Below are 26029 nucleotides of genomic sequence, written 5' to 3' on the forward strand. Positions count from 1 at the left end.
GGCCCCCGTCCCGTACGTCGCCCGCGCCGACGATCCGCCTCCGCCGCGTGGCGGAGACGCCCCGCCGCCCGGTCGTACGCTCGGGAGCGGGCCGGCTCAGAGGTGCCGCGTCGCCAGCGTCAGCCGGTCGCGGGCGTCGAGCAGCGCGTCGCGGATCCCCTGCTCGTGCGCCGGGGTCAGCCGTGCCACGGGCACCGAGCAACTGATCGCGTCCCGCGCCGGCGTCCGGTACGGGACCGCGACCCCCAGGCAGCGCAGCCCCAGCGTCGACTCCTCCCGGTCCAGGGCGTATCCGCGCTCGCGCACCCCGTGCAGCTCCTCGATCAGTGCCTCCCGGTCCGTGACCGTGTGCTCGGTCAGCGGCGCCAGCGACCCGGGCAGCAGCTTGCGGATCTCCTCGTCGGGGTACGTCGCGAGCAGCGCCTTGCCCAGCGCCGTCGCGTGCGCCGGGAGCCGGCGGCCGACGCGGGTGAACGGCCGCAGGTAGTGCTGGGACTGGCGGGTGGCGAGGTAGACGATGTTCACGCCGTCCAGCCGCGCCAGGTGGATCGTCTCCGTCGTGTCGTCGGCGAGCCGGTCGAGGGTGGGCCGGGCGGCGGCGACGACCTCGTCGCCGTCGATGTACGACGTGCCGACGAGCAGCGCGCGCACCCCGATCCCGTACCGTGTGCCGGTCGCGTCGGTCTCCACCCAGCCCAGCTCCGTGAGCGTGCGAAGGAGCATGTAGAGGCTGGACTTGGGGTAGCCGACCGCGTGCTGGACGTCACCGAGGCTGTGCATTCCGGGCCTGGCCGCGAAATACTCGAGCAGTTCCACGGTGCGGACGGCAGACTTGACCTGTCCACCCCCACCGGCGTCGGCGACCCCCATGGCGCTTGACCCCTCTGCTGCCGCAGCGATAAAAGTCCTAGAAATTCATGTATAGAGACGGCGTTCAGAATACCGAACCAACGGTATCGTCGGTCACCGTCCGCCATGTGTGCAAGAGGAACGGAGACATCTCAGTTGTCCGCACCAGTCTGGAGCGTCGATCCACGCACCGGTAACCGCCGGGAGCAGGTCGCCACCGAGGCGACCGCCGAGGAGGTCGACGAGACCGTACGCGCCGCGCACGCCGCCGCCCCGGCGCTCGCCGAACGCGCGCAGCGCGCCCGGTTGTTGCGGGCCGCTGCCGACCTCTTCGACCAGCACGTCGACAAGGTCGTCGAGTGCGCCGACGCCGAGACCGCCCTCGGGCCCGGCCGGCTCAGCGGCGAACTCACCCGCACGACCTACCAGTTGCGCGCCTTCGCCGACATCGCCGAGGCCGGCGACTTCCTCGACGTGCGCATCGACCACGCCGACGCCGCCCTCGCCCCGCCGCGGCCCGACCTGCGCCGCTGGAAGGTGCCGCTCGGCGTCGTCGCCGTCTACTCCGCCTCCAACTTCCCGCTCGCCTTCTCCGTCCCCGGCGGCGACACCGCCAGCGCGCTCGCCGCCGGCTGCCCCGTCGTGGTCAAGGCCCACCCCGACCACCCGGGCACCTCCGAGCTGTCCGCCGCACTGCTGCACCGCGCGGCCGAGGAGGCGGGGCTGCCGCAGGAGGTCGTGTCCGTCGTGCACGGCTTCGACGCGGGCGTGGAGCTGGTACGCCATCCCGTCGTCGCCGCCGCCGGGTTCACCGGCTCGGTGCGCGGCGGGCGGGCCCTGTTCGACGCCGCGGCGGCCCGGCCCCGGCCGATCCCCTTCCACGGCGAGCTGGGCAGCCTCAACCCCGTCGTCGTCAGCGCGGCGGCGGCCGCCGAGCGCGCCGAGGAGATCGGCGCGGGTCTCGCGGGGTCGATGACGCTGGGCGTCGGGCAGTTCTGCACGAAGCCGGGCCTGGTGCTGGTGCCGGCCGGCGAGGCCGGCGACCGGCTCGTCACGTCGCTCACGGCGGCGGTCAGCGACACCGAGCCGGGCGTGATGCTCGACCCGCGGATGCGGGAGGCGTTCGTCGCGGGCGTACGGGAACGGGCGGAGCTGCCCGGCGTGGAGAGCCCGGTGACACCGGGCGCGAACGGCGAGCACACCGTCAGCGGCGGCTTCCTCACCGTCGGCGCCGAACGCCTCGCGGGCGGCGGGGAGTACGAGCTGCTGACGGAGGAGTGCTTCGGGCCCGTCACCGTCATCGTGCGCTACGAGGACGTGCCGCAGGTCTCCGCGGTGCTGGCCCGGGTGCCGGGCAACCTCACCGCGACCGCGCACCTGGGCGCCGCGGAGGCCGGCGACGCGGGCGCCGGGGACGGCGGCGGCGCGGCGCGGCTGCTCGCCGAACTGACGCCGCTTGCCGGGCGGATCCTCGTCGACGGCTGGCCCACCGGCGTCGCCGTCGCCCCCGCGCAGCACCACGGCGGCCCGTACCCGGCGACGACCTCCACCTCGACGTCCGTCGGCGGCACGGCGATCGAGCGCTGGCTGCGCCCGGTGACGTACCAGAACGCGCCCCAGGCGCTGCTGCCCCCCGAGCTGCGCGAGGACAACCCCGCGGGCGTGCCCCGCACGGTGGACGGCGTCGGGGAGAACTGACGAGCGGGGCGGGCGGCGGCGGTTCGAACGCCGCCCGCCGCCGTCCCCCGTACGGGTGGCGCGACGCGCCGCACCCCCGTCCCGTCCCGCAGGATGGCTCCCCGGGAGCGCCCGAAGGCGCTCCCGGGGAGGAGCACCATGGTCCGGTCCAGGCGCCTGGCCGCGGCGTGCGCGCTCGCCGCGGCGCTGTCGTTCGCCGCCGTCCCCGACGCCCGCACCGCGAGCACGCCGCGCGTCGACCTCGCCGTCCTCGTCGTGGACGACGGCGGGGAGCCGGTCGCGGCGATCGCCGAGCACCTGGCCGCGATCGGCACGCCGGTCACGGCGGTGCGGCTGGGGGAGCGCGGCCGGCCGCGGATCGACGAGGAGTTCCTGGCCGGTACGGGGGAGGGGCGGCCGCGGGCGCGGTACCAGGCGGTGGTGGTACCGGGCGGCGGTGGCGCGGGGGAGCCGGGCAGCGGTGCTGCCGGTGCCGTTCCCGCCGTCACCGCGGGCGGCGCTGCGCCCGTACGTACCGAACCCCCCGCCCCCGACGGCCCTCGCGCACCTGCCCCCGCCCTCGGCCGCGCCGAGACCGCCGCCCTCGCCGCGTACGAACGGCGCTTCGGCATCCGCCAGGTCGACGCCCACGCCGCCCCAGGACCGCACTCCGTCCTCGGCGCCCCCGCGTGGTCCGGCCGCCTCGACGGCCGCACGGCCCGCGTCACCCCGGTCGGGCGGGCCGGGCCCTTCGGCTACCTCGCGGGTCCCGTGCCGTTCGCGGACCTCGATCCGCGGGCGGCCGAGACGTACGGCCATCTCGTGCGGCCGGGCCCGGACTTCACGCCGTACGTCGACGCCGCCGTGCCCGGGAAGCCGCGGGCACGCGGCGCGCTCGTCGGCGAGTACGCCGACGACGGGCGGCGCCGGCTCCTCGTCACCTTCGGCGATCCCGGCGACCGGCTCGTCTACCGGCTGCTCGCCCGCGGCATCGTCGACTGGGCCACCGGCGGCGTGCATCTGGGCGCCGCCCGCTACGGGTTCGCCGTCCAGGTCGACGGCGTCCTCGGCCGCGACGCCCGCTGGGACACCGACGGCGACTGCACCTCCGGCACCCCCGGCTGCGCCGGGCTGCCACCGGTCCGGATGAACCGCGGCGACGCCGCGTACGCCCGCGACTGGTCGGCCGACCGGAACTTCACCCTCGACCTCGTCTACAGCGGCGGCGCCGCCGAGCGCTACCGCCGGGCGCACGGCGGCGCGGACGCGCTGGCCGACCGGCTGATCACCGACCGCGAGGCGTACCGGTGGATCAACGGCACGTACGATCGCGCGCCGTTCGGCTGCGTCCGCGGGAGCGGTGGCGATGCGGCGGGCTGCGCGCGGGACGGTGTGGGCGAGGTGCGGTGGACGCCGGAGCGGCGCATCGCGCGGCAGATCGAGGAGAACGTCGGGTGGGGGCGGGCCAGGAACCTGCTCGTGCGCAGGGACGAGTTGGTCACCGCAGGCCACACCGGGCTCGCGTCCCCGCCGGGGCAGCCGCTCGACAACCCGAACCTCGCGCCCGCCCTGGGCACGACGGGCGTCCGCTGGCTGGCGGCCGACCGGGCCCGGGACCCGCTGTCGCGGCGGGTGGGGACGGCGTCGACGGTGCCGCGGTACGGGCTGGGGCTGTTCGCCGGGGCGGGGAGGGAACGGGAGCAGGTCGACGAGTACGCGTACCGGTACGGAGAGGGGAGCCGGGGCGAGGGCGGGGCTGCGGCGGGCGGTGGTGCCGGGGACGGCCTCCCGCTTCGCCCCGCCGCCGCGCTCGACCCGGAGTCCGGCTACCGCTCGTACCTCGTGCCCCTCGCCGCCCGCGCCGCCCTGGGCCACGTCCTCGCCGCCGTCCCCGCCCCGCACTACCTCCACCAGTCGAACCTCGCCGAGGACCGCATCGCCTACCCCCTCCTCGACCGCGTACTCGCCGACTACCGCCGCCTGTTCACCCCCGCCACCCCGCTCGGCAACCCCCGCCCCCGTGCCATCGCCCGCGACCTCCAGCGCCGTGCCGTCTGGGCGGAGGCGGTACGGAACGGGGAGGTCACCGCGTACCGCGTCGGCGGCACCGTGACGGTGCGGGCGCCGGCCGGCGTCGAGGTACCCGTCACCGCGCCGCCCGGCACCCGGCAGCGGTTCAGCCGCGGCGACGCGGAGGTGGGCCGTCCGTACGCCGGGCGGGCCGCCGGCTGGACGCGCGCCGATCCGGTCCGCGAACTGGTCGTCCTCCGACTGCCGTGACCGCCCCGCGGCCGGCCGGACCTCAACTCAGCGCGAGGGCCAGCGCCTCGGCGAACCGGTCCGTCGTCCGCCGGTCCCGCACCGCGAGCCGCAGCCAGCCGGGGCCGAGGCCGGGGAAGGTGTCGCCGCGGCGTACGGCGAAGCCGAGGTCGCGGAGCCGTTCGCGTACGACGGGACCGGCTGCGGCGCCGTCCGCACCCGCCACCTGGACCAGTACGAACGGCGCCGCCGCCGTCCCTGCGGTCGTGACCTCCGCGAACTCCGCGAGTCTGCCCAGCAGATACGCCCGGTCCGCGCCGACCGCCCGCGCCGCCGCCGCCGCCTCCGCGAGCGCCCGCGGCGCGCACACCGCCTCCGCCGCGGCCAGCGCGGGTGTCGACACCGGCCACAGCGGCTGGGCCCGCGCCAGCGCCGCGACGGTTCCGGGGTCGCCCAGGACGTAGCCGATGCGCAGGCCGGCGAGCCCCCAGGTCTTGGTCAGGCTGCGCAGGACGACCAGGCCCGGGAGGTCGGTGCGCCCGGCCAGCGACTCGCGCTCGCCGGGCACCGCGTCCATGAACGCCTCGTCGACGACGAGGACGCGCCCCGGCCGGGCCAGCGCGGCGAGGGCGGCGGCGGGGTGGAGGACGGACGTCGGGTTGGTGGGGTTGCCGACGACGACGAGGTCGGCATCTTCCGGCACCGCCCGCGGCGGCAGCCGGAAGCCGTCCCCCGCGCGCAGCAGCACCCGGTCCACGGCATACCCCGCGTCCCGCAGCGCCGCCTCCGGCTCCGTGAACTGCGGGTGCACGACCACCACCCGGCGCACCGCGGGCCGCAGCGCCCTGGCCAGCAGCACGAACGCCTCCGCCGCACCCGCGGTGAGCAGCACCCGGTCGTCCTGCACCCCGTGGCGGGCGGCGACGGCGGCGCGGGCGGCGCGGCCGTCGGGGTATGCGGCGAGCCGGTCGAGGGAGGTGGCGAGGCGGGCCTTCAGCCAGGCGGGGGGCGTGCCGGCACGGACGTTGACGGCGAGGTCGGTGAGGCCGGGGGCGGCGTCGCGGAGTTCGGCGTCGCCGTGGTGGCGGAGGTCGTGCGGGGTGGGCGGCGGGGAGGGTTCAGTGCGCATGGGCGTGGTCGCCGTGGTGGTGACCGGGGCCGTGGGTGTGGGTGTGGCCGTGCCCCGGGCCGTGGTCGTGGGCCGTGCCGTCTTCGTCGGGGTGGAAGTGGGGTTGCTGCGGGGCGCCGACCTTGTCCTCGTAGCCGGGGAGTGCGATGCGGTAGACGCAGGAGTCGCAGTTCATGCGCAGGTCCCCGGCGACGGCCTCCTCGTACCGCTCCGTCACCAGCTCCACCAGCTCCTCCGCCGGGCCGATGACGCCCGCCGTGCGCACGACGACCCCGGGGTGCGCCGCCGCCCACTGCCGCGCCTGGTGGGCGACGCGCTCGGGGAGCACGCCGGTGAAGAGGAAGTACGGCAGCACGACGACGTGTTCCGCGCCCAGCCGGCGGCAGCGCTCCAGCCCGGCGGCCACGTCCGGCGCGGCGAGCGACACGAACGCCGTCTCCACGCCCGCGTACCCGCGGCCCTCCCAGAGCAGCCGGGCGGCCTTGTGGACCTCGGCGTTGGCGTCGGGGTCGGTGGAGCCGCGGCCCACGAGGAGGACGGTGGTGCGGGCCCGTTCGGTGCTCTGGGCTTCGCCTACGCGGCGCGCCAGGACGGCGAGGAGCTTCGGGTGCGGGCCGAGGGGGCGGCCGTAGGCGTACGAGAGGCCGGGGTGGCGCTCCTCCTCGCGGGCGAGGGCGGCGGGGATGTCGCCCTTGGCGTGCCCGGCGGAGACCAGCATGAGGGGTACGGCGGCGAAGTGCCGTACGCCGCGCGCCACGAGCTGCGCGACGGCCTCGCCCAGCGGGGGCGGTGACAGCTCGATGAACCCCCCGGCGACGGGCACCCCGGGGCTGCGCTCGGCGAGCACGCGCACGAACGCGCGGAACGCCTCGGCGCCGGCGGCGTCTCGGGTGCCGTGACCGGCGATGAGCAGGGCGGGCTTGGTCACTTGCGTCTCCTCGGTGGTACGGGACCCGGCGCGCCGGGCGGGTTGGTGCTGGGCGAGGGGCGGCTACGGGCCGGGGCTGCGCGGGGGCGCGGCGCGGGTGACCGGGGCTGCGTTGTCAGAGGGGCGGCCTACCCTGGGGCGGGAGTGCGGGGGCGTGGCCCGCGGGCCGGCGGCCGGGCTCGGCGTCTCGGGGGCCGTCCCGGTGCCGTACGCGGACGCCGGGGCACCCGCCTCCGCCGCCGGGGGCGGCGCGTAGAGGAGGGCGTTCAGGGCGGCCGCGGCCACCGCGGAACCGCCCTTCTCCGAGACGTTGCTGATCGCCGGCAGCCCCGTGGCCCGTAGCGCCGCCTTGCTCTCCGCCGCCCCCACGAACCCCACCGGCAGCCCGACCACCAGCGCCGGTGCCGCGCCCAGCGCGAGCAGCTCCTCCAGCGCCGTCGGCGCACAGCCGACCACCCACACGGCGCCGTCGCCCACCTCCTCGTACGCCAGCCGCACCGCCGCCGCGGAGCGGGTAAGACCGGGCGCGGCCACCGCGTCGCGCAGCCGGCAGACCGCCCTGCGGGCGGTGATGCCCGCCGCGACCATCCCGACGTCGGCGACGACCGGCGCGCCCGCGTGCAGCGCGGTGTGCGCGGTGCGCAGCGACGGCTCGTCGCACACCAGGTCGCCGGCGTAGGCGGGATCGGCGGAGGCGTGGATGACCCGCTCGACCACCGCGCGGGTCAGCGGCGGCAGTTGCGCGGTGTCGACGCGGGCGCGCAGCCGGCGGTACGACTCCTCCTCGATGGGGTGGACGGTCCTCGTCACGGGTGCTCCTCGGGGGCCTCGTCGATGGCGTCGGCCGGGCAGACCTCCACGCACTCCAGACAGCCGGTGCACAGGTCGGCGCGGACGAACAGGGAGCCGCCGCGGGGGCGGATGGCGTGTGCGGGGCAGGTGAGGAGGCAGGCGCCGCAGCCGGTGCAGCGGTCGTTGACGGTGAGGGTGAGGGCCGGGGGTCCCGCCGGCCGGGGGGCGGGGCCGTCGGCCGCGGTGGCTCGGGCGCTGGTGTGTTCCGCCGGGGGCGCGGCCGTGCGCGTACGGGCGTTCACGTCTGCCACCGGTAGCCGCGCGGCGTCACCATCCGGCCCGCGATCTCGCGGGTCGCCGAGTTGCCGACCGTCACCACGGTCATCATGTCCACCGTCTCCGGGTCGAGTTCCGCGAGCGTCGTCAGCAGCACGTGCTCGTCCGGGCGGGACGCGTTCCGGACGACACCCACCGGCGTCCCCGGCACACGGTGCTTCGCCAGCAGCGCAAGCGCCTCCGGGAGCTGGCGGCGGCGGGCGCGGCTGCGCGGGTTGTAGAACGTGACCACGAGGTCCGCCTCCGCCGCCGCCCGCACCCGGCGCTCGATGACCTCCCACGGCGTGTGCAGGTCGGACAGGCTGACGGACACGTGGTCGTGCCCCAGCGGGGCACCGAGCAGTGCCGCCGCGGCCAGCGCCGCCGTCACGCCGGGCACGCCGGCGACGTCGATGTCCGCGCCCGCCTCCGCCAGCGCGGGGGAGGCCATCGCGTACACCCCTGCGTCGCCGCTCCCGACCAGTGCCACCGCATGCCCGGCGCGGGCCTCGGCGACGGCGGTACGGGCCCGCTCCTCCTCGGCGCCAAGACCCGATTCGAGGACCCGGGTACCGGGGCGGAGCAGGTCGCGGATCTGCGCGACGTACTGGTCGAGGCCGACGACCACCGACGCCCGGCGCAACTCGGTGCGGGCGCGCGGCGTCAGCAGGTCGCGGGCGCCCGGCCCGAGGCCGACGACCGCGAGCCGCCCGCGGGGGCGGCGCCGGGCGACGGCGCAGGTGGCCATGGCGGGGCGGTCCGCGGGGGTGGACTTCCGTTTGCGCACGAGGAGTTCGGCGCCCGGGCCCGCGGCCGTGAGCGCCGCGGCCTCCGCGACGCTGGGCGTGCCGACGGCGGCGAGGGGCGCGGCGGACGGCGTGGGCACGTCGACGGCGGCCAACTCGGCGGCGGGGAAGGTGCGCAGCGGCACCCCGAGGCGGTCGGCGGCGGCGAGCAGGCCCGGTTCTCCGGCCTTGGCGTCGACGGTGGCGAGCGCGGCCACGGAGCGCGGGCTCAACCCGGCGCCGTCGAGGGCGTCGTGGATGAGGCCCAGCACCTCGTCTCCGGCGACGCCGCGGCTGGCCCCCACGCCGACGGCGAGTGACGGCGGGCGGAGCACGGCCTCGCGGGCGGCGAGCGGCAGGCGGCGGTCGGTGACGTAGAGGCGGACGTCCGTCGCCACGCCGCGTACCCCGACATGCGGCGGCAGCGTGGGCAGCGGCCACGTCGCGTCGGCCCGCAGCGCGACGGGATCGCCGTCCAGCACCGCGCGCGTCACGGCGGCGACCGCGCCTTCGACGGGCCAGCCGACGGAGTCGAGCCCGGGGATGCCGACGGCGTCGGTGGCGGTGGTCACGACCGGCGTGCACCCGTCGCCGAGCAGGCCGGCGACCTCGGCGGCCAGGTCGTTGGCGCCGCCGCCGTGGCCGCCGAGGAGGGCGACGGCGAAGCGACCCGCCTCGTCGACGCAGACCACGCCGGGGTCGGCGGCCTTGTCGCGGAGCAGGGGGGCGACCAGGCGGACGGTGGCGCCGGCGGCGAGGAAGCAGACGAGCTGGTCGCAGTCGGCGAAGGCGCGCGCGACGGCGGTACGTACCGGGCCCTCGTCGTAGCGGCGGGTCCGGTCGGGCCAGGCGTCGGCCAGCCGCTGCGCGGCGGCGGAGCCGGCGGCGGTGGCGGCGACGAGGCCGATCACGGGGCGGTCCGGCGGGGCGGTGCGGTCACGGGTGGTTGCTCCTGGGGAGGTGTCGTGTGTGGGTGGGCCGACGGCTGTCCGGGTGCGGGCTGGTGTCGTGGCTCCGTCCCTGTGGTCTGTACGTCCTGCGCGTCGTCCACGTCCTTCGCGTCCCGGCGGCCCCACAGGACGAACACGGGGTTCGTCGCCGCGAGTCGCGTGACCTCGCCGGGGAGCGGCGCGAGCCGGGAGGACTGCAGCAGGACGCCGTCCACCGCGAACCCGGCCGCCGCCAGCGCGGCGCGTACCCCCGGCACCCGGTCGACGGCGGCCAGCGTCACGACCACCGCCCGCCGCGCCCGCCCCGCACACTCCGCGACGACCTCCGCCACGTCGCCGCCCCCGCCGCCGACGAACACCGCGTCGGGGTCGGGGAGTCCGGCCAGCGCGGCGGGGGCCGTACCGTGCACCGCCTGCACGTCGACGCCGTGCGCCGCCGCGTTGGCCCGGATCCGTACGGCGCCCTCGGCGTCCCGCTCCACGGCGACGACGGCGGCCCCGAACCGCGCGCACTCCACCGCGACGGACCCGGACCCGGCGCCCACGTCCCACACCAGGTCGCCGGGGCGGGGTGCGAGGCGGGCGAGGGCGAGGGCGCGGACCTCGTACTTGGTGACCATGCCGGCGCGGTGCTCGAAGTCCGCCTCCGGCAGCGCCCAGCCGTCACCGGGGCGGCGGGCGAGGGGATACGGTCCGGGGCCCGCGAGGGCGCGCTGCGCGGGGGCGAGGGTGCGGCCGGGGCGCGGGTCGAGGCAGAGCACGACGTTGACGGACTCCGGCGGCCAGGGGCGGGTGGCGGCATCGGCGGGGGAGAGGTGCACGACGTCCTCGCGGGCCGAGCCGAGTCCGGTGCCGACGACGAGGGTGCGGGGCACGCCGGAGCCGGCGAGCGCGGCGCCGAGTTCGGCGGGGCCGGCCCCGGGTCCGGTGAGGACGGCGGTCTTGGGATGGGCGCGGCAGACGTTGACGGCGGTACGGAGGTCGCGCCCGTGGGCGCTGACGACGACGGCGTCGTCCCAGGGAAGCCCGACGCGGGCGAAGGCGACCGCGAGGGAGGGCACGGCGGGCCGGATGTCGAGGAGCCGGGGCCCGAAGCGCTCGGCGAGCACCCGAACGACCCCGAAGAACCCGGGGTCGCCAGAGGCGAGAACGACGACGCGGGCGGGTGGTTGGGAGGTTTTCCCCGTCCCCGCCCCTTTCCGAAACTCAGGGGCCGCGCCCCCGAGCCTCCCGCCGGGGGCTCCGCCCCCGGACCCCGTGCGGGGCTCCGCCCCCTGCCCTACGGGGGGCTGCGCCCCCTGACCCCCGTGGGGCTCCGCCCCGGGTCCAACCGGCGATTCCGCCCCGAGCCGCCCACGCATCGCCGCCCCCGACTCAGCCCGAGACTCCGCCCCCAACCCGCCTCCGTGCTGCGCCCCGGGCGCCGCCGGGGGCTGCGCCCCCCGGCCTCCATGGGGCTCCGCGAGCGGCCCAACCCGGGACTCCGCGCCCAGCCGCCCGCGCGCCTCTGCCGCCTCTGCCTGGAGTTCCGCCCCGGAAGCCCCGCGGGACTCTGCTCCGGCCGCACCCTGCGGCTTCGCCGCGCCGGTCTCGTCCGCAGGCGCCCAGGCATCTCGCCCCACGTACGCCGCGATCCGGTCCAGTGCCGGGCCCAGCGGGCCCAGCGTCACGCGTTCCGCACCCCGCGGCAGTTCCGCCTCCGCAAGGTGCCGGGCCGCGCCCACCACCAGCGCCGCGTCCTCGATCCGCGCCGGAGGCGAACCCGTGCCGCAGCCTATGACCGTGATCACCGCAGCAGCTCCCCGTCGCTCCGTGCCACCAGCACCCGCCCCGTGAAGTCCACCATCGCCGCCTCCGCCGCGACCCTCCGCTCCGTGAAGCGCTCCAGCACCTCCGCCACCCGGCCGCACAACTCCCGTCCCGCCGCCGGCAGCAGACCCGCCGCCTCCCACAACTCGTACGCGTGCCGCCCCGTGTTCGCGGCCCCCACCTCCGCCGCCAGGTCCTCCGGCCCGCCCGCCGCGCGCGTGATCCCCGCCAGCACCCCCGGGTCCACCTTCGAGCGCGTGTAGTGCGTCATCAGCACCCCCGCCGCCAGCTTCGTCAGCTTTCCGACCATGCCGACGAACACCACCCGCGCCACCCCCTGCGCCACCGCCCGCCGCAGCGCCGCCCCCGTGAAGTCCCCCACCTCCACGAAGCACACCGCCGGCAACCCCGGCAGCAGCTCCATCGCCCCCCGCTCCGTCCGGCCGCCCGTGCACAGCACCACTGCCGTCTCGCCCTGCGCCGCCGCCACCGACACCGCCTGCTCGACGCTCGCCCGCCAGGACGCCGTCGAGAACGGCCGCACGATGCCCGTCGTACCGAGGATGGAGATGCCGCCCAGGATCCCCAGCCGCGCGTTCGTGGTCTTCCGCGCCCGCCGCTCGCCGTCCGGCACGCTGATCGTCACGTCCAGACCCCGCCGCCCCAGGTCCACGACCTCCGCCACCGCCTGCGTGATCATCCGCCGCGGCACGGGGTTGATCGCCGGGCCGCCCAGCTCCAGGCCGAGGCCCGGCTTCGTCACCACCCCCACCCCCACGCCGCCGTGCAGTTCGAGACCGGGCCGCGGCCGCCAACTGACCGTCGCCGTCAGGTGCGAGCCGTGCGTGACGTCCGGGTCGTCGCCCGCGTCCTTCACCACCACGGCCTCGGTACGCCCCGGCCGCAGCTCCACCGCCCGCTCCACCGCGAACGTCACCCGCCGCCCCGACGGCAGCGCCACCTCCACCCACCGCCGCGCCTCGCCGGTCGCCAGCAGCAGCGCCGCGGCGCGCGCGGCGGCCGACGCGCAGGTGCCGGTGGTCCATCCCGTGCGCAACGCCTTCTGCCGCACCTTCGCGGTACGGGGCAGGTCGGGTTCACGGAGGTCGGGACCCGGCTGGCCGGGTACCCGCGGCCCCGGTTCCGGCATGTTCCGTTCCTGCGCGTCCCGTTCCTGCATGTTGCGTTCCTGCGCGTCCCCGGTCATCCGCTCCCCTCCTCTCCGCCGACTCGCACCCAGCCCCGCCCTACGCCCCGCCCCCGCGCAGCGCCCTCCGCGCCTCCGGGTCCGCCCGGCGGAAGCCGTGGAAGTGGCCCGGGTGGTACAGATGCGACCGCGTGCCCGCCGCCCCCAGCGCCGGGCCGACCAGGAACAGCGTGTGCTTCCACAGCCGGTGCTCCTTCACCGCCGCCTCCAGCGTGGCGACCGTGCAGCCCACCACCAGCTCGTCCGGCCACGTCACCCGGTACGCCACCACCACCGGCGTCTCCGCCGCGTACCCGCCCGCGAGCAGCTCTTCCGCCAGCCGCCCCGAGCGGGCCGCCGACAGGAACACCGCCATCGTCGTGCCGTGCCGCGCGAACTCCCGTACCTCCTCGCCGCCCGGCATCGGCGTCTTCCCGCCGCCCAGCCGCGTGAGGATCACCGACTGCGCCACCTCCGGGACCGTCAGCTCTCGCCCCGCCGCGGCCGCCGCCGCCGAGAACGACGACACCCCCGGCACGATCTCCACCTCAAGCCCCAGCGCCGCGCACCGCTCCACCTGCTCCTGCGTGCCGCCCCACAGCGCCGGGTCGCCGGAGTGCACCCGCGCCACCCGCAGCCCTCCGCGGGCCGCCGTCGCGTAGACCGCGACGACCTCCTCCAGCGGCACCGCCGCCGAGTCGACGATCTCCGCGTCCGCGCGGGCGTGTCGGAGTACGTCCTCGTGGACGAGGCTCGCCGCCCAGATCACGACGTCCGCCTCCGCGATGGCGCGCGCGGCCCGGAACGTCAGCAGATCCGCCGCCCCGGGCCCCGCGCCGACGAACGTCACCTTGCCGGTGGCGGGCGGCCGTTTCGCCGGGTCCGGTTCCGGTTCTGGGTCCGGCTGCGCGGCCGGGCTCCCCTTCGCGGCCGGGCTCCCCTTCACGTACGGGCGCTGGCCCGGCATCCCCTTCCCGCTCACAGCTTCTCGCCCCGCCCTGTCCGCCGCGCCGGCGCGATCAGCGTCGACAGGTACGGCAGCGGCTCCGCCCCCAGCTCCGCCGCCGGCTGCACCGACTCCTCCGTCAGACCCAGCGACGATCCCCACACCGCCCCCTCCATCCGGCCCGTCTCCGCGAGCACCCCCGCCACCTCGCCCGCCAGCCGGCCGAACTTGTACGCCACCACCGTTCCCGGCCCCCGCAGCGCCTCCTTCAGCACCGCCGTGCCCGCCGTCACCGGCACCAGCGTCAGCGGCTCCGTGCCCTGCGCGAGCACCGCGCCGCCGCGGGCCGCCAGGTCCTGCATCGCGGTGATGCCGGGCACGCTCTCGATCCGTACGTCCGGGAGCAGGGCGGTGACGGTCGCGGCGAGGTACGTGAACGTCGAGTACACGTTGGGGTCGCCGAGCGTGGCGAACGCCACCGAGCGGTGCGCGCGCAGCAGTTCCGCGACCCGGGCGCCCGCCGTGTCCCACGCCGCCTCGCGGCGCGCGGCGTCGCTGCGCTCGTTGAGCGCGAAGACGACGCGCACGACCTTCGCCTCGTCGACGTAGTGCAGGACCGTCGCCTCCGCGCGGCCCGTGCCGCCGCCCTCCATCACGGGGACGACGACCACCGCCGCCGTCCGCAGCGCGCCCGCGCCCTTGACCGTGACCAGCTCGGGGTCGCCGGGGCCCACCCCGACGCCGACGAGTCGCATGCTCATGCCGTTTCACACCCTTCGACGAGCCGGCGCGCCATGGCGGGGGCGGCGGCCCAGTGCACGTGCAGGTAGGAGGCGTGGACGCCGCCCCGTACGAATCCTTCGACGCGCCGGACCGGCCGCGTCATCCCCCATGCGGGCGTCTCGCCCGCGGGCGGGTCGAGGGCGGTGCGGTGGAACTCGTGGCCGCGTACCCGCGTGCCGGCGGCGGCGAGCGCGCTGTCGGCGACGGCCACGGCGTCGCGGTAGCCGAGGGTGAGCAGGTCGGTCATACGGGCCCGGGCGTCCAGCACCCCGCACATGGGCGCGCCGTCGAGGTCGCGGGCGAGGTAGACCAGGCCCGCGCACTCGGCCGCCACCGGCGCGCCCGTGGCGGCGAGCCGGGCGACGTCGCGGCGCAGCGGCTCGTTGGCGGCCAGCTCGGCGCCGTACACCTCGGGGAAGCCGCCGCCGATGACGAGGGCACGGGTGCGGGGCGGCAGGGCTTCGTCGTGCAGGGGGTCGAAGGGGACGACGTCGGCGCCGGCGGCGGCGAGGAGTTCGGCGTGCTCGGCGTACGAGAAGGTGAACGCGGGCCCGGAGGCCATGGCGACGACGGGCCGTCCGGCGGGGCGGGGGGTGTTCCCCGATCCCGCCCCTTCCCGAAACCGGGGGGCGGCCCCCGGGCCCCCGGTGGCGCCCGCGCCGGGTCCTCCCGACAGCTCCCCGCCGGACTCCCTTCGGGGGCTCCGCCCCCCGGCCCCCGTCGCGGTCCCTGTGTCGCGGTCGTCCCCCGCGTCGGGTCCCGCCGCCACCGCCTCCGCCGCCGACCACGGCTCCGCCGGCAGCGGCGGGGCCGTGCGGGCCAGCCGTAGCAGCTCCGGTACGTCGCACGACTCCCGTACCCGCGCCGCCAGGGCCCGTACCGCCGTCACCGCCGCCGGGCGGCGTTCCGCCGCGGGGACCAGGCCCAGGTGGCGGGACGGTGCCGCCAGTTCCGGGTGCCGGCGCAGGGCGCCCAGGACCGGGACGCCCGCCGCGTCCAGGGACTCGCGGAGCAGCGACTCGTGGCGGTCGGAGGCGACCTTGTTGAGGACGACGCCCCCGATCCGTACCTCCGGATCCCAGGACGCGAAGCCGTGCACCAGCGCCGCCACCGACCGCGACTGCCCCGAGGCGTCGACCACCAGCACCACCGGCGCCCGCAGCAGCTTCGCCAGCTCCGCCGTCGAGCCCGACTCGCCGGCGCCGGAGGCGCCGTCGTACAGGCCCATCACGCCCTCTACGACCGCCACGTCCGCGCCCGCCGCGCCGTGCGCGAACAGCGGGGCGATCAGGCCGGGGCCGCACATGTGCGCGTCCAGGTTGCGGCCCGGGCGCCCGCCGTCGGGGGAGTCGGCGACGGCGAGCGCGTGGTAGCCGGGGTCGATGTAGTCGGGGCCCGCCTTGTGCGGCGAGACGGTCAGGCCGGTGGCGGCGAACGCCGCCATCAGGCCGGTCGCGACCGTCGTCTTGCCGCTGCCGGAGGCCGGTGCGGCGACGACGAGCCGGGGGATGTCGCTCACGGAACTCTCACCATTCGATGCCCCGCTGGCCCTTCTGGCCCGCGTCCATGGGGTGTTTGACCTTGCCCATCTCCGTGACGAGATCGGCGAATTCCACCAGCGGCGCAGGCGCGTTGCGGCCGGTGACGACGACGTGCTGGCTGCCCGGCCGGTCCCGCAGGACCGCGATCACCTCGGCGGGGTCCACCCACCCCCAGTGCATCGGGTACGCGAACTCGTCGAGCACGTACAGCCGGTACGTCTCCGCCGCCAGGTCCCGCTTGACCTGCTCCCAGCCCTCCCGGGCCCGCGCCTCGTTGTCCGGCTCGGCGTCTCCGGCTCCGTCATCGCGCGCCGGCCGCTGGATCCACGACCAGCCCTCGCCCATCTTGTGCCACGCCACCGTGCCGCCCTCGCCACTCGCGCCGAGGACCCGCAGCGCCCGCTCCTCGCCGACCCGCCACTTGGCGGACTTCACGAACTGGAACACCCCGATCGGCCACCCCTGGTTCCAGGCCCGCAGCGCCAGTCCGAAGGCGGCCGTGGACTTCCCCTTGCCCGGGCCCGTGTGCACCACGACCAGCGGTCGGTTACGGCGCTGCCGCGTCGTCAGGCCGTCGTCCGGCACGGCGGCCGGCTGTCCCTTCGGCATCAGGCGGCCCTCCTCGAACTCGTCGGTCCACGCCCGGCGGCGGGCCCTCCGGGTACGGGACGTGCGCGCCGGTCCTCCCGGGCCTCCCGGACGAGCCCGCTCACCGCCTCCGCCCGCAGCTCGCCCAGCGCCACCGCCGTGCCCCGCAGCTCGCGGGCCAGCCCGCCCGCGAGCCCCAGCCGCACAGGACCCGACTCGCAGTCGACCACTACCGAAGCCACCCCCTCGGCCGCCAGCAGGCGCGCCGCGCGCGCCGCCCGGCCGACCGGCTCCTGACCGCCCGTCGCCCGGCCGTCCGTGACGACGACCAGCAGCGGGCGGCGCGCCGGGTCCCGCAGCCGCTCGACACGCAGCGTCTCGCGGGCCCGCAGCAGCCCGGCGGCCAGCGGGGTGCGGCCGCCGGTGGGCAGCCGCTCCAGGCGGACCGCCGCGGCGTCCACCGAGGAGGTCGGCGGCAGCGCCAACTCCGCGTCCCCGCCGCGGAAGGTGACCAGGCCGACCTTGTCGCGGCGCTGGTACGCGTCCAGCAGCAGCGACAGCACCGCGCCCTTCACGGCGCCCATGCGCTGCCGCGCGCCCATGGATCCGGAGGCGTCGACGGCGAAGAGCACGAGGTTCGACTCCCGGCCCTCGCGGACGGCCTCGCGCAGGTCGTCGCGGCGCACGACGAGACCGGGGCCGCGGCGGCCGCGGGCGTGCTGGTGCGGGGCGGCGGCCTGGACGGTGGCGGCGAGGTGCAGGGTGCCGAGGGCGCCGCGCGGGCGGCGGGCGCCGGTGGTGCGGCCGTGGGCGGTACGGGCGCGGGAGCGGCGGCCTGCGGCGCCCTCCCCGATGCCGGGGACGTCGAGGCGGCGGGTGCGGAACGGCTCGGCGGGGGCGGCGGGTTGCTCCTCGGGCGGGGGCGGCGCAGTCCCGGGCGGGTGGGGCTCGGCGCCGGGTTCCGCCGCCGGGGCACGGGTGGCGGCGGGGGCGGAGCCGGGGGGTTCGGCGGCGTCGTCCGTACCGGAGGGGTCCTGCGGTGCGGGGTCCCGGGGGGCGTCGGCGGCCGGTTGCTCCTGGCGAGCGGCTTCCGGTCCGTCCGGTCCGTCCGCGTCCCCGGGCGGCGCCCCGCCGCCGTCGCCGTCCGGCGGGCCTTCGCCGGTGCCGCGGTGCTCCCGTAGCGTGTCGTCCAGCTTCTCCTCGTCGAGGCCCGGCGCGTCGAACGGGTTGCGCCGCCGCCGGTGCGGCAGCGCCAGCAGCGCCGCCTGCCGTACGTCCTCCGCCGCCACCTCCGTACGCCCCGACCACGCCGCCAGCGCCGTCGCCGTACGGGCCATGACGATGTCCGCGCGCATCCCGTCCACCTCGAACGCCGCGCACGTCGCCGTGATCTGCCGCAGCGCCGCGTCGCCCAGCACCACCGCCGGCAGCAGCGCCCGCGCCGCCGCGATCCGCGCCCGCAGCGCGTCCTCCTCCGCCGCCCAGCGCGCCGCGAAGCCGGCCGCGTCCGCGTCGTACGCCAGCCGCCGCCGCACCACGTCCGCCCGCTCCGCGGGCTCGCGGGACGCGGCGACCTCCACCGTCAGCCCGAACCGGTCCAGCAACTGCGGGCGCAGCTCGCCCTCCTCCGGGTTCATGGTGCCCACCAGCAGGAAGCGCGCCGCGTGCCGCACGGAGACGCCCTCGCGCTCCACGTAGTTGGCGCCCATGGCCGCCGCGTCCAGCAGCAGGTCGACGAGGTGGTCGTGGAGCAGGTTGACCTCGTCCACGTACAGCACGCCGCGATGCGCCTCCGCCAGCAGCCCTGGCTCGAACGTCTTGCGGCCCTCGGCCAGCGCCCGTTCGATGTCCAGCGCCCCCGCGAGCCGGTCCTCGGAGGCGCCCACGGGCAGCTCCACCATCCGCGCCGCCCGTACCCCGTGTGCGCGTGCGGGCTCGTGCGGCCCGTCCGGGCAGCCGGCGTCCGGCGCGGCCGGGTCGCAGGAGAAGCGGCAGCCGGGCACGACGGCGACCTCGGGGAGCAGCGCGGCGAGGGCTCGTACGGCGGTCGATTTGGCCGTCCCCTTCTCGCCGCGCACGAGCACCCCGCCGACCGCCGGCGACACCGCGTTGAGCAGCAGCGCGAGCCGGAGTTCTGCCATGCCGACGACGGCGGTGAACGGATAGTGCGGCGCACCGGTGTTCATGCGCGGGCCCCTCCAACGGGTGATATTGCGGTCAACTGCTGTGATACGCGGAAGAATCGTGCCAGCGTGTACGCGCCGGACGTGGAGCGGACATGCACGGTCCGCGTCCTGTGGGTCATTCCTCCCCCTCCAGATCGCCCTCGAGTTCGAGGTAGATCTCCCGGAGCCGGGCCAGGGTCCGCTGGTCCGGCTCCGTCCACATGCCCCGCTCGGCCGCCTCCAGCAGCCGTTCGCCGATCCCGCGCAGGGCCCACGGGTTGGCGCGCCGCATGAACTCCTGGTTCTCGGCGTCGAAGACGTACTCGGCGGCGAGCTTCTCGTACATCCAGTCGTCCACCACGCCCGCGGTCGCGTCGTAGCCGAAGAGGTAGTCGACGGTGGCGGCCATCTCGAACGCGCCCTTGTAGCCGTGCCGCCGCATCGCCGCCGTCCAGCGCGGGTTCACCACCCGGGCGCGGAAGACGCGGTGCGTCTCCTCGCCGAGCGTGCGCGTCTTCACCTGCGCGGGCACGGCGCTGTCGCCGATGTACGCCTCCGGCGAACCGCCCGTCAGATGGCGGACCATCGCCACCATGCCGCCGTGGTACTGGAAGTAGTCGTCGGCGTCGGCGATGTCGTGCTCGCGGGTGTCGACGTTCTTCGCCGCCACCTGGATCCGCCGGAACGCCGCCTCCATGTCGCCGCGCGCCGCCCGCCCGTCGAGCCCGCGGCCGTAGGCGTAGCCGCCCCAGACCGCGTAGACCTCCGCGAGGTCGGCGTCCGAGCGCCAGTTGCGGGCGTCGATCAGCGGCAGCAGGCCCGCGCCGTAAGCGCCGGGCTTGGAGCCGAAGATGCGGGCGGTGGCGCGGCGGCGGTCGCCGTGGACGGCGGTGTCCTCGTCCGCGTGTGCCCGTACGAAGTTCGCCTCCGGCGGCTCGTCCAGCTCCGCGACCGCGCGCACCGCGTCGTCCATCAGGCCGACGACGTGCGGGAAGGCGTCGCGGAAGAAGCCGGAGATGCGTACGGTCACGTCGATGCGCGGCCGGCCCAGCTCCGCGGCCGGCACCACCTCGAAGCCCGTCACCCGCCGCGACGCGTCGTCCCACACCGGGCGGCAGCCCAGCAGCGCCAGGATCTCCGCGATGTCGTCGCCCTGGGTGCGCATGCAGGAGGTGCCCCAGACCGTAAGCCCCACGGACTTCGGGTACGCGCCGTGGTCGGCGAGGTGGCGGGCGAGGAGGGAGTCGGCGAGAGCGCTGCCGACGTCCCAGGAGAGCCGGGAGGGGATGGCCTTGGGGTCGACGGAGTAGAAGTTGCGACCGGTCGGCAGCACGTTCACGAGCCCGCGGGTGGGGGATCCTGACGGCCCGGCGGGAACGTAGCCGCCGTCGAGCGCGTGCAGCACGTTGCCGATCTCGTCGCCCGTACGGCGCAGCCGCGGAATGAGTTCCGCGGCTGCGAACTCCAGCACCCGCACGGCGTCGGGGCACCCCGCCCGCAGCACCTGGGCCACGGCCGGACCCGCGGCCTCGACGGACCAGTCGCTTGCCTCCATGAACTCCGCGAGGCGACGGGCCAGGGACTCCAGCAGATCGATGGCGTCGGAAGCCGTACGGAGTGCCGGGGCCCGTCGGTCCGCCGCAGCGGCGGGGGCATCCGTGGGTTCCGCCGGACCGCACCCGGCGGGCTGGCCGGCACCATGTGCGGCGCCCCACTCCACCAGCAGCGCCGGCGAGGCGATCCGTGCCCCCGGTTCCGCCAGCAGGTCCGCCTCGACCAGCCCCACCCGGGCCGCGAGCGCCGCCCGCAGCCCCGGCAGCGCCCCACCGGCGCCGCCCCACATCTGCGCGGAACGCAGCACCGCCAGCGCCAGGTTCACCCGCGGCTCGCCGATGGGCCCGGCGCCGAGCACGTGCAGCCCGTCCCGTATCTGCACGTCCTTGATCTCGCACAGCCAGCCGTCGACGTGCAGCACGAACTCGTCGAAGTCGGCGTCCTCCGGCTGCTCCGCCACCCGCAGGTCGTGGTGCAGCTCCGCGGCCCGCACCAGCGTCCAGATCTGGCTGCGCACCGCGGGCGCCTTCGCCGGATCGAGGTCGGAGACGAGCGCGTACTCGTCCAGCAACTGTTCCAGCTTCGCCAGGTCGCCGTAGGAGTCGGCGCGGGCCATCGGCGGCACGAGGTGGTCGACCACCGTCGCGTGCCCGCGGCGCTTGGCCTGGGTGCCCTCGCCCGGGTCGTTGACGATGAACGGGTACACCAGCGGCAGGTCGCCCAGCACCGCATCCGGCGCACAACCCGCCGACAGACCCAGCCCCTTGCCCGGCAGCCACTCCATCGTGCCGTGCTTGCCCATGTGCACGAGCGCGTCGGCGCCGAACGTGCGGTCCAGCCAGCGGTACGCGGCCAGGTAGTGGTGCGACGGCGGCATGTCCGGGTCGTGGTAGATGGCGATGGGGTTCTCGCCGAAGCCGCGCGGCGGCTGGATCATCACCACCACGTTGCCGAAGCGCAGCGACGCCAGCACGATGGCGGGTCCGTCCTCGCCGTCGTCCACGTACAGCGCGCCCGGCGGCTCGCCCCAGTGCTCGACCACCGAGTCCCGCAACCCGGGGTCCAGCGCGGCGAACCACCGCTCGTAGTCGGCCGGCGGCACGCGCGCGGGCGCCGCCGCCAACTGCTCCTCCGTCAGCCACTCCACGTCGTGCCCGCCGGCGGCGATCAGCCGGTGGATCAGCTCGTCGCCGTCGTCCGGGTGGCCGTCGACGCCGTACCCCGCGGCCCGTAGCGCGTCGAGCAGCCCGACCGCGGAGGCGGGCGTGTCCAGGCCGACGGCGTTGCCGATCCGGGAGTGCTTGGTGGGGTACGCGGTGAAGACCAGCCCGATCCGCTTCTCGCCGTTCGGCGTGTGCCGCAGCCGTGCGTGCCGCACCGCGATCCCCGCGACCCGCGCGGCGCGCTCCGCGTCCGCGACGTACACGGGCACGCCGTCGGGACCGTCCTCCTTGAACGAGAACGGCACCGTCACCAGCCGCCCGTCGAACTCCGGGATCGCCACCTGCATCGCCGCGTCCATCGGCGACAGCGCCGCGTCCGAGTCCAGCCACGCGGCGCGCGCCGACGTCAGACACAGCCCCTGGAGCACCGGCACGTCCAGCTCCGCGAGCGCCCCGACGTCCCACACCTCGTCGTCCCCGCCGGCGGAGGCGTCGCCCGGCCGCGTACCGCCGGAGGCGAGCACGGTGGCGACGAGCGCGTCCGCGCGCCCCAGCAGCTCGAACAGCCCGGGCTCCGCGCCGCGCAGCGAACCGCAGTACACGGGCAGGGCGTTGGCGCCGTGCGCTTCGACGGCCTGGCAGAGGGTGTCGACGAAGGCGGTGTTCCCGGAGAGCTCGTGGGCACGGTAGAAGAGCACGCCGACGGTGGGCCGGTCGTCCTCCAGCCCGTACGCACCGTGCGTCCCGTAGGCGGGCATCTCCCGCGGCGGGGCGAAGCCCTCGCCGGTGAGCAGCACGGTGTCCGACAGAAACCGGCTCAGCTCGGCGAGGTTCGCGGGCCCGCCCTCCACGAGATACCGCAGCGCCTCGGCGACCACCCCGGCGGGCACGGACGACTCGGCCATCAACTCGGCGTCCGGCACGGACTCCCCGCCGAGCAGCACGGTCGGCCGCCCGGCGGCCCGGAGGGCTTCGAGCCCGTCCTCCCAGGCGCGCTTGCCGCCGAGGAGCCGGACGACGACGAGGTCGGTGCCGTCGAGGAGCGCGGGCAGGTCCTCGGGTCCTGTGCGGGAGGGGTTGGCGATCCGGAAGTCCGCGCCGGAGGCGCGGGCGGCGAGGAGGTCGGTGTCGGCGGTGGAGAGGAGGAGGACGGTGGTCATGCGTGACTCGCTTCGGTGGGGAGGAGGGCGGCGGCGAGGCTGGTGGTGAGGAGGGCGAGGAAGGAGACACGGGAGGAGAGACGGACGGCACGCTCGATGTCGTGTACGCCGGGAGCCTGCCCGGCCGGATTGAGCACGGCCCGGTGCTCGGCCCGCCCGGCATACGACAGCTCCCCACCGAGCCGCAGCCCGAGCGCCCCGGCGAACGCGGCTTCCACGGGGCCGGCGTTGGGACTGGGATGCCGCGGCCCGTCCTCGCGCCAGACGCGCAGGGCGGCGCGGGGATCGGGCCCGGCGAGCGCCGCGAGGGCGGCGGTGAGCCGGGCGCCGGGATAGCCGGCGAGATCGTCGAGCCGGGCGGCGGCCCAGCCGAAGCGCAGATGGCGGGCGGACTTGTGCCCGACCATGGCGTCGAGGGTGTTGACGGCGCGGAACCCGGCGAGCCCGGGAACGCCACCGGCAGCGCCCCAGACGAGGGCGCCGACGACGGCGTCGGAGGTGTTCTCGGCGACGGACTCGACGACGGCGCGGGCGATGTCGGCTTCGCCGAGGTGGTGGGGGTCACGGCCGCAGAGGCGGGGGAGGCGGCGGCGGGCGTCGTCGAGGTCGTGGGCGCGGAGGGCGTGGGCGATGCCGAGGGCTTCGCGGCGGAGGGAGGCCCCGCCGAGAACGGCCCAGGAGACGAGGGCGGCGAGGAGGACGGGCGGGAGGTGTTCCCCGACCCCGCCCCTTCCCGGAACTCGGGGGCTGCGCCCCCGGGGCCCCGCCGGGGCTGCGCCCCTGACCCCCTCGGGGCTCCGCCCCGAACCCGGCCTCGGGGCTGCCCCCGCGCGCCCCTCGGGGCTGCCCCCGCGGGGCCCCGAGGGGGCTACGTCCTTGCCCGCCTCGGGGCTTCGCCCTGCGCCCGGGCCCCGGGCCACGGCCGTGCGCCTGCCGAGGCTTCGCCTCGCCCCCGGGCCCTGCCCCCAACCCGGGCCTGTCTCCCTGCGGGTTGCTGCCGTGGCCAGGGCGGCGGTCGCCACCGTCGTGCCTACACAGAGTGCCGTGTGCAGGGCCCCCGCCGCGCGGTTGTCGCGCCAGAGGCGGGATTCGAGGGCTGCTGCGGCGCGGCCGAAGGCCGCTACCGGGTGGGCTCGGCGGGGGTCGCCGAAGACGTGGTCTGCGGCGTAGCCGAGGGCGGCGCCCACGGCGTACGCCAGCGTGCGGGCGCCGATGAGCCGGGCGGGGTGTGACGCGGTGTTGGGTGTCATGGTGCCGTTCGGTGCGGGGCGTGGGCCGGTGGACTTTCGGGGGTACGGGGGCGAAGCCCCGGAGAGGCGGGGTGCCCGCCCCGACAGCGGGCGGGCTACGAAGCCGTCTGCGGGTCGGGGGTGCAAGCCTCCCCGCGGGGTTCGGGGCGGAGCCCCGGGCGGGGTCTGGGGCGGAGCCCCGGCGGGGTCCCGGGGGCGCAGCCCCCGAGTTTCGGGAAGGGGCGGGGCCGGGGGACAACCCCCTCAGCCCGCCACCGGCGCCCGCGGCCGCCGCCCCGCCCCACCCCTCACCAGCAACCTCTCCGCCAACTCCCCGAACAACAACCCGAATCCCACCCACACCACTCCGTGCACCCCCAAAGACGCCAACCTGAACCGCCACAGCAGATCCGCCGGATACCCCTCCGGCACCTCCACCGACGACTCCGGCAACAGCGCCACCGCCACCCCAGCCGCCGCCACGAACACCGCGCCGCCCGCCACCGTCGCGTACCAGCCGCCCAGCCGCGGCACCAGCCGCCGCCCGGCCACCGCCGCACCGACCGCCAGCAGCACGCTCAGCAGCACCATCAGGAAGTACTGCGTCGTGCGTGAGCCGACCGTCGACGGGTCGCCGACGCCCGGTGGGTTCGCCGGGTACTTGAGAAACGGCACCGCGGAGACCGTGACCAGTCCGCCCAGCGCCAGCAGCAGCGCCGTCGCCCGCGGGCCGAAGCGGCCGACACGGCCCAGGGCGTACGCGATCGCCAGCGCCGCGAGGCCGCCGAGCGCGACACCGTAGACGAGCATGCCCGTCGCGAGGCCCGCCGTGGACTGCAGTGAGCGGCTGACCAGTTCCCCTTCTTCTCCGGAACCGGAACCGGAACCAGCACCGGCGCCGTGACCGTGACCGGCCGCGTGCGCCTCCTGGTCGATCGCCGCATCCACCTGCGGTTCGCCCACGACGTACGCGACGACCAGCCCCAGCACCCCCGCACCCAGCCCCGCCAGCATCCCGCGCAGCAACAGCCCGCGCACCGCCGCAGAATTCAGTGTGATCACCGAGCCCCCCCGCTCAGTGGCAGGGGAAGCCCAGCAGGTGCCGGCCGTCGTGCAACCACTCGTGCACGCCCTCGCCCGACACCACCGACACGGCTCCTTGTTCGGCGCCGACGAAGTACAGCAGGACGAGCATCAGGATCCCGCCGAACAGCGCCCACGGGGCGATGGTCTTCAGCGGGACAGGGGTGATGAGAGAGTCTGTCTTGGGTGACACGGCTGACTGAGCCATGGCGGAAACCTCCCGGGGATCACGCGTCCCATCCGGTGGAGCTGCTCACGACGGTGCGGGTCTGACTCACCGAACTCGGCCCCGCGCGGGGCGTCGTCCGGCTCACAGTGGCGCGGCCGTGCCGGAATCTCACCGGGCTTCCGTTGCGCCGTCGTCTTCGGTTGACGAGGTGACGATACCGTCGCCTGCGGGTCGGCGACCATAAGGCGTCCGCCGGCCGAGACACGGAAGGGGCAGGTGAGACGGCTGGTGACGGTCCGGGTGATGCTCGTCACGCCGGCGGTCAACGCCGAACTGCGGCACGCGGTGTTCGGCGCGGACGAACCGCTGGACGCGGCGGGTCGACGTGCGGCGGAGCGCGCGGGCGCCCACGCGGCGGCTTCGCTGCGTACGCACACGCCGGCGTACGCCGCGCCGTCGGTCCGCTGCCGGCAGACGGCCGACGCGCTGGGGCTCGCGGCGGAGCCGGAGGCGGAGCTGGCGGACTGGGACGTCGGCCGCTGGCGCGGGCGAGGGCTGGAGGAGCTGGCGGCGGCGGAGGGCGAGGCGGTACGGGCCTGGCTGACGGACCCGGCGGCGGCGCCGCACGGCGGGGAGTCGCTGCTGCAGTTGCGGGGGCGGGTGGGCGTATGGCTCGACGGCCTGACCGGCCCGTCAGGACCGCAGGGCACGACTGAAACGGACGACACCGACGGCACCCACCGCTCGGACAACACCCCCGCCGCCCCCCACCGCGTCGTCGCCGTCGCCGAGCCCGCCGCGGTGCGCGCCGCCGTCGTGTACGCCCTCGACCTGCCCTCCGCGGCCTTCTGGCGCCTCGACGTACCGCCCCTGACCCGCACCGAGCTGACCGGCCGCGCCGGCCGCTGGAACCTCCGCTGCGGCATCCCCCTCACCCCGGACCCCTGACCCGGCCCCCGACCCCGTACC

Annotated in this window: 19 protein-coding genes and 1 pseudogene; 3 read left to right on the forward strand and 17 right to left on the reverse strand. The window is 76.7% G+C overall.

Annotated features, from left to right (window positions below):
* Window positions 1-96: 96 nt before the first annotated feature.
* Window positions 97-870 carry an IclR family transcriptional regulator gene (locus CXR04_RS29090; RefSeq protein WP_101425199.1) on the reverse strand — a complete coding sequence of 258 codons (774 nt, stop codon included), beginning with the start codon at window positions 868-870 and terminating at the stop codon, window positions 97-99.
* Window positions 871-975: 105 nt separating this feature from the next.
* On the opposite strand from CXR04_RS29090, the gene CXR04_RS29095 reads away from it, so the two are divergent.
* Together CXR04_RS29095 and CXR04_RS29100 are read left to right on the forward strand one after the other, a co-directional pair.
* Complete coding sequence (locus tag CXR04_RS29095) at window positions 976-2547, forward strand: aldehyde dehydrogenase (NADP(+)) (RefSeq protein ID WP_101425200.1); 1572 nt, start codon at window positions 976-978, stop codon at window positions 2545-2547.
* Between the two features lie 138 nt (window positions 2548-2685).
* A complete protein-coding gene (locus CXR04_RS29100; RefSeq protein WP_234380540.1) occupies window positions 2686-4806 on the forward strand; it encodes a hypothetical protein in 2121 nt (706 codons plus the stop codon).
* 22 nt (window positions 4807-4828) lie between these two features.
* On the opposite strand, the gene cobC is transcribed toward CXR04_RS29100, so the two are convergent.
* The 16 genes and pseudogenes from cobC to CXR04_RS29185 all read right to left on the reverse strand — a co-directional run bounded on the left by cobC (window position 4829) and on the right by CXR04_RS29185 (window position 25099).
* Window positions 4829-5914, reverse strand: a complete 1086-nt coding sequence (cobC, locus tag CXR04_RS29105) for an Rv2231c family pyridoxal phosphate-dependent protein CobC (protein ID WP_101425201.1) — start codon at window positions 5912-5914, stop codon at window positions 4829-4831.
* On the reverse strand, window positions 5904-6842 hold the full coding sequence (locus CXR04_RS29110) for a sirohydrochlorin chelatase (protein ID WP_101425202.1): 939 nt from the start codon (window positions 6840-6842) through the stop codon (window positions 5904-5906). The genes cobC and CXR04_RS29110 overlap by 11 nt, the downstream gene beginning before the upstream one ends.
* A 231-nt stretch (window positions 6843-7073) precedes the next feature.
* Window positions 7074-7652: pseudogene (locus CXR04_RS29115) on the reverse strand (precorrin-8X methylmutase); the annotation flags it as partial.
* Window positions 7649-7936: an indolepyruvate ferredoxin oxidoreductase subunit alpha gene (locus CXR04_RS29120; RefSeq protein WP_234380544.1), complete on the reverse strand. Its 288-nt coding sequence runs from the start codon at window positions 7934-7936 to the stop codon at window positions 7649-7651. The gene CXR04_RS29120 and the pseudogene CXR04_RS29115, both read right to left, overlap by 4 nt.
* Window positions 7933-9645 carry a precorrin-3B C(17)-methyltransferase gene (gene cobJ / locus CXR04_RS29125; protein WP_101425203.1) on the reverse strand — a complete coding sequence of 571 codons (1713 nt, stop codon included), beginning with the start codon at window positions 9643-9645 and terminating at the stop codon, window positions 7933-7935. The genes CXR04_RS29120 and cobJ overlap by 4 nt, the downstream gene beginning before the upstream one ends.
* A complete protein-coding gene (gene cbiE, locus CXR04_RS29130) occupies window positions 9642-11045 on the reverse strand; it encodes a precorrin-6y C5,15-methyltransferase (decarboxylating) subunit CbiE (RefSeq protein WP_442802474.1) in 1404 nt (467 codons plus the stop codon). Before cbiE ends, cobJ begins: the two co-directional genes overlap by 4 nt.
* A 425-nt stretch (window positions 11046-11470) precedes the next feature.
* A complete protein-coding gene (locus CXR04_RS29140; RefSeq protein WP_101425204.1) occupies window positions 11471-12700 on the reverse strand; it encodes a cobalt-precorrin-5B (C(1))-methyltransferase in 1230 nt (409 codons plus the stop codon).
* Window positions 12701-12740: 40 nt separating this feature from the next.
* Complete coding sequence (gene cobM / locus CXR04_RS29145; protein WP_234380546.1) at window positions 12741-13661, reverse strand: precorrin-4 C(11)-methyltransferase; 921 nt, start codon at window positions 13659-13661, stop codon at window positions 12741-12743.
* Window positions 13658-14386, reverse strand: a complete 729-nt coding sequence (cobI, locus tag CXR04_RS29150) for a precorrin-2 C(20)-methyltransferase (protein WP_101425205.1) — start codon at window positions 14384-14386, stop codon at window positions 13658-13660. The genes cobM and cobI overlap by 4 nt, the downstream gene beginning before the upstream one ends.
* Entirely contained in the window at window positions 14383-15927 is a 1545-nt protein-coding gene (locus CXR04_RS29155; protein ID WP_101425206.1) for a cobyrinate a,c-diamide synthase, read from the reverse strand. The genes cobI and CXR04_RS29155 overlap by 4 nt, the downstream gene beginning before the upstream one ends.
* A 7-nt stretch (window positions 15928-15934) precedes the next feature.
* Entirely contained in the window at window positions 15935-16558 is a 624-nt protein-coding gene (gene cobO, locus CXR04_RS29160) for a cob(I)yrinic acid a,c-diamide adenosyltransferase (protein WP_101425207.1), read from the reverse strand.
* Window positions 16558-18723, reverse strand: a complete 2166-nt coding sequence (locus tag CXR04_RS29165) for a putative cobaltochelatase (RefSeq protein WP_101425208.1) — start codon at window positions 18721-18723, stop codon at window positions 16558-16560. The genes cobO and CXR04_RS29165 overlap by 1 nt, the downstream gene beginning before the upstream one ends.
* A gap of 115 nt (window positions 18724-18838) precedes the next feature.
* Window positions 18839-22579, reverse strand: a complete 3741-nt coding sequence (cobN, locus tag CXR04_RS29170; RefSeq protein ID WP_101425209.1) for a cobaltochelatase subunit CobN — start codon at window positions 22577-22579, stop codon at window positions 18839-18841.
* Entirely contained in the window at window positions 22576-23829 is a 1254-nt protein-coding gene (locus CXR04_RS29175; RefSeq protein ID WP_101425210.1) for a cobalamin biosynthesis protein, read from the reverse strand. Before CXR04_RS29175 ends, cobN begins: the two co-directional genes overlap by 4 nt.
* A 243-nt stretch (window positions 23830-24072) precedes the next feature.
* Window positions 24073-24861, reverse strand: coding sequence for a CbtA family protein (locus tag CXR04_RS29180; protein WP_101426667.1), 789 nt, complete (start codon window positions 24859-24861; stop codon window positions 24073-24075).
* A gap of 22 nt (window positions 24862-24883) precedes the next feature.
* The gene (locus tag CXR04_RS29185; RefSeq protein WP_101425211.1) at window positions 24884-25099 is read right to left on the reverse strand and encodes a CbtB domain-containing protein; all 216 of its coding nucleotides are present in this window, start codon (window positions 25097-25099) and stop codon (window positions 24884-24886) included.
* 264 nt (window positions 25100-25363) lie between these two features.
* Here CXR04_RS29185 and CXR04_RS29190 point away from each other — a divergent pair, with 264 nt between their 5' ends.
* On the forward strand, window positions 25364-26008 hold the full coding sequence (locus CXR04_RS29190; protein ID WP_101426668.1) for a histidine phosphatase family protein: 645 nt from the start codon (window positions 25364-25366) through the stop codon (window positions 26006-26008).
* Window positions 26009-26029: the final 21 nt, after the last annotated feature.

Origin of the sequence: Streptomyces sp. CMB-StM0423 (genome assembly GCF_002847285.1) — a bacterium.
In the GTDB taxonomy this organism is placed as follows: domain Bacteria; phylum Actinomycetota; class Actinomycetes; order Streptomycetales; family Streptomycetaceae; genus Streptomyces.

Bases quoted from the DNA above. Each gene is read 5' to 3' on its own strand.
- CXR04_RS29090 (WP_101425199.1), bottom strand. From the start codon at position 870: ATGGGGGTCGCCGACGCCGGTGGGGGTGGACAGGTCAAGTCTGCCGTC.
- CXR04_RS29095 (WP_101425200.1), top strand. From the start codon at position 976: ATGTGTGCAAGAGGAACGGAGACATCTCAGTTGTCCGCACCAGTCTGG.
- CXR04_RS29100 (WP_234380540.1), top strand. From the start codon at position 2,686: ATGGTCCGGTCCAGGCGCCTGGCCGCGGCGTGCGCGCTCGCCGCGGCG.
- cobC (WP_101425201.1), bottom strand. From the start codon at position 5,914: ATGCGCACTGAACCCTCCCCGCCGCCCACCCCGCACGACCTCCGCCAC.
- cbiE (WP_442802474.1), bottom strand. From the start codon at position 11,045: ATGCGTGGGCGGCTCGGGGCGGAATCGCCGGTTGGACCCGGGGCGGAG.
- CXR04_RS29140 (WP_101425204.1), bottom strand. From the start codon at position 12,700: ATGACCGGGGACGCGCAGGAACGCAACATGCAGGAACGGGACGCGCAG.
- cobI (WP_101425205.1), bottom strand. From the start codon at position 14,386: ATGAGCATGCGACTCGTCGGCGTCGGGGTGGGCCCCGGCGACCCCGAG.
- cobO (WP_101425207.1), bottom strand. From the start codon at position 16,558: ATGCCGAAGGGACAGCCGGCCGCCGTGCCGGACGACGGCCTGACGACG.
- CXR04_RS29165 (WP_101425208.1), bottom strand. From the start codon at position 18,723: ATGAACACCGGTGCGCCGCACTATCCGTTCACCGCCGTCGTCGGCATG.
- cobN (WP_101425209.1), bottom strand. From the start codon at position 22,579: ATGACCACCGTCCTCCTCCTCTCCACCGCCGACACCGACCTCCTCGCC.
- CXR04_RS29175 (WP_101425210.1), bottom strand. From the start codon at position 23,829: ATGACACCCAACACCGCGTCACACCCCGCCCGGCTCATCGGCGCCCGC.
- CXR04_RS29185 (WP_101425211.1), bottom strand. From the start codon at position 25,099: ATGGCTCAGTCAGCCGTGTCACCCAAGACAGACTCTCTCATCACCCCT.
- CXR04_RS29190 (WP_101426668.1), top strand. From the start codon at position 25,364: ATGCTCGTCACGCCGGCGGTCAACGCCGAACTGCGGCACGCGGTGTTC.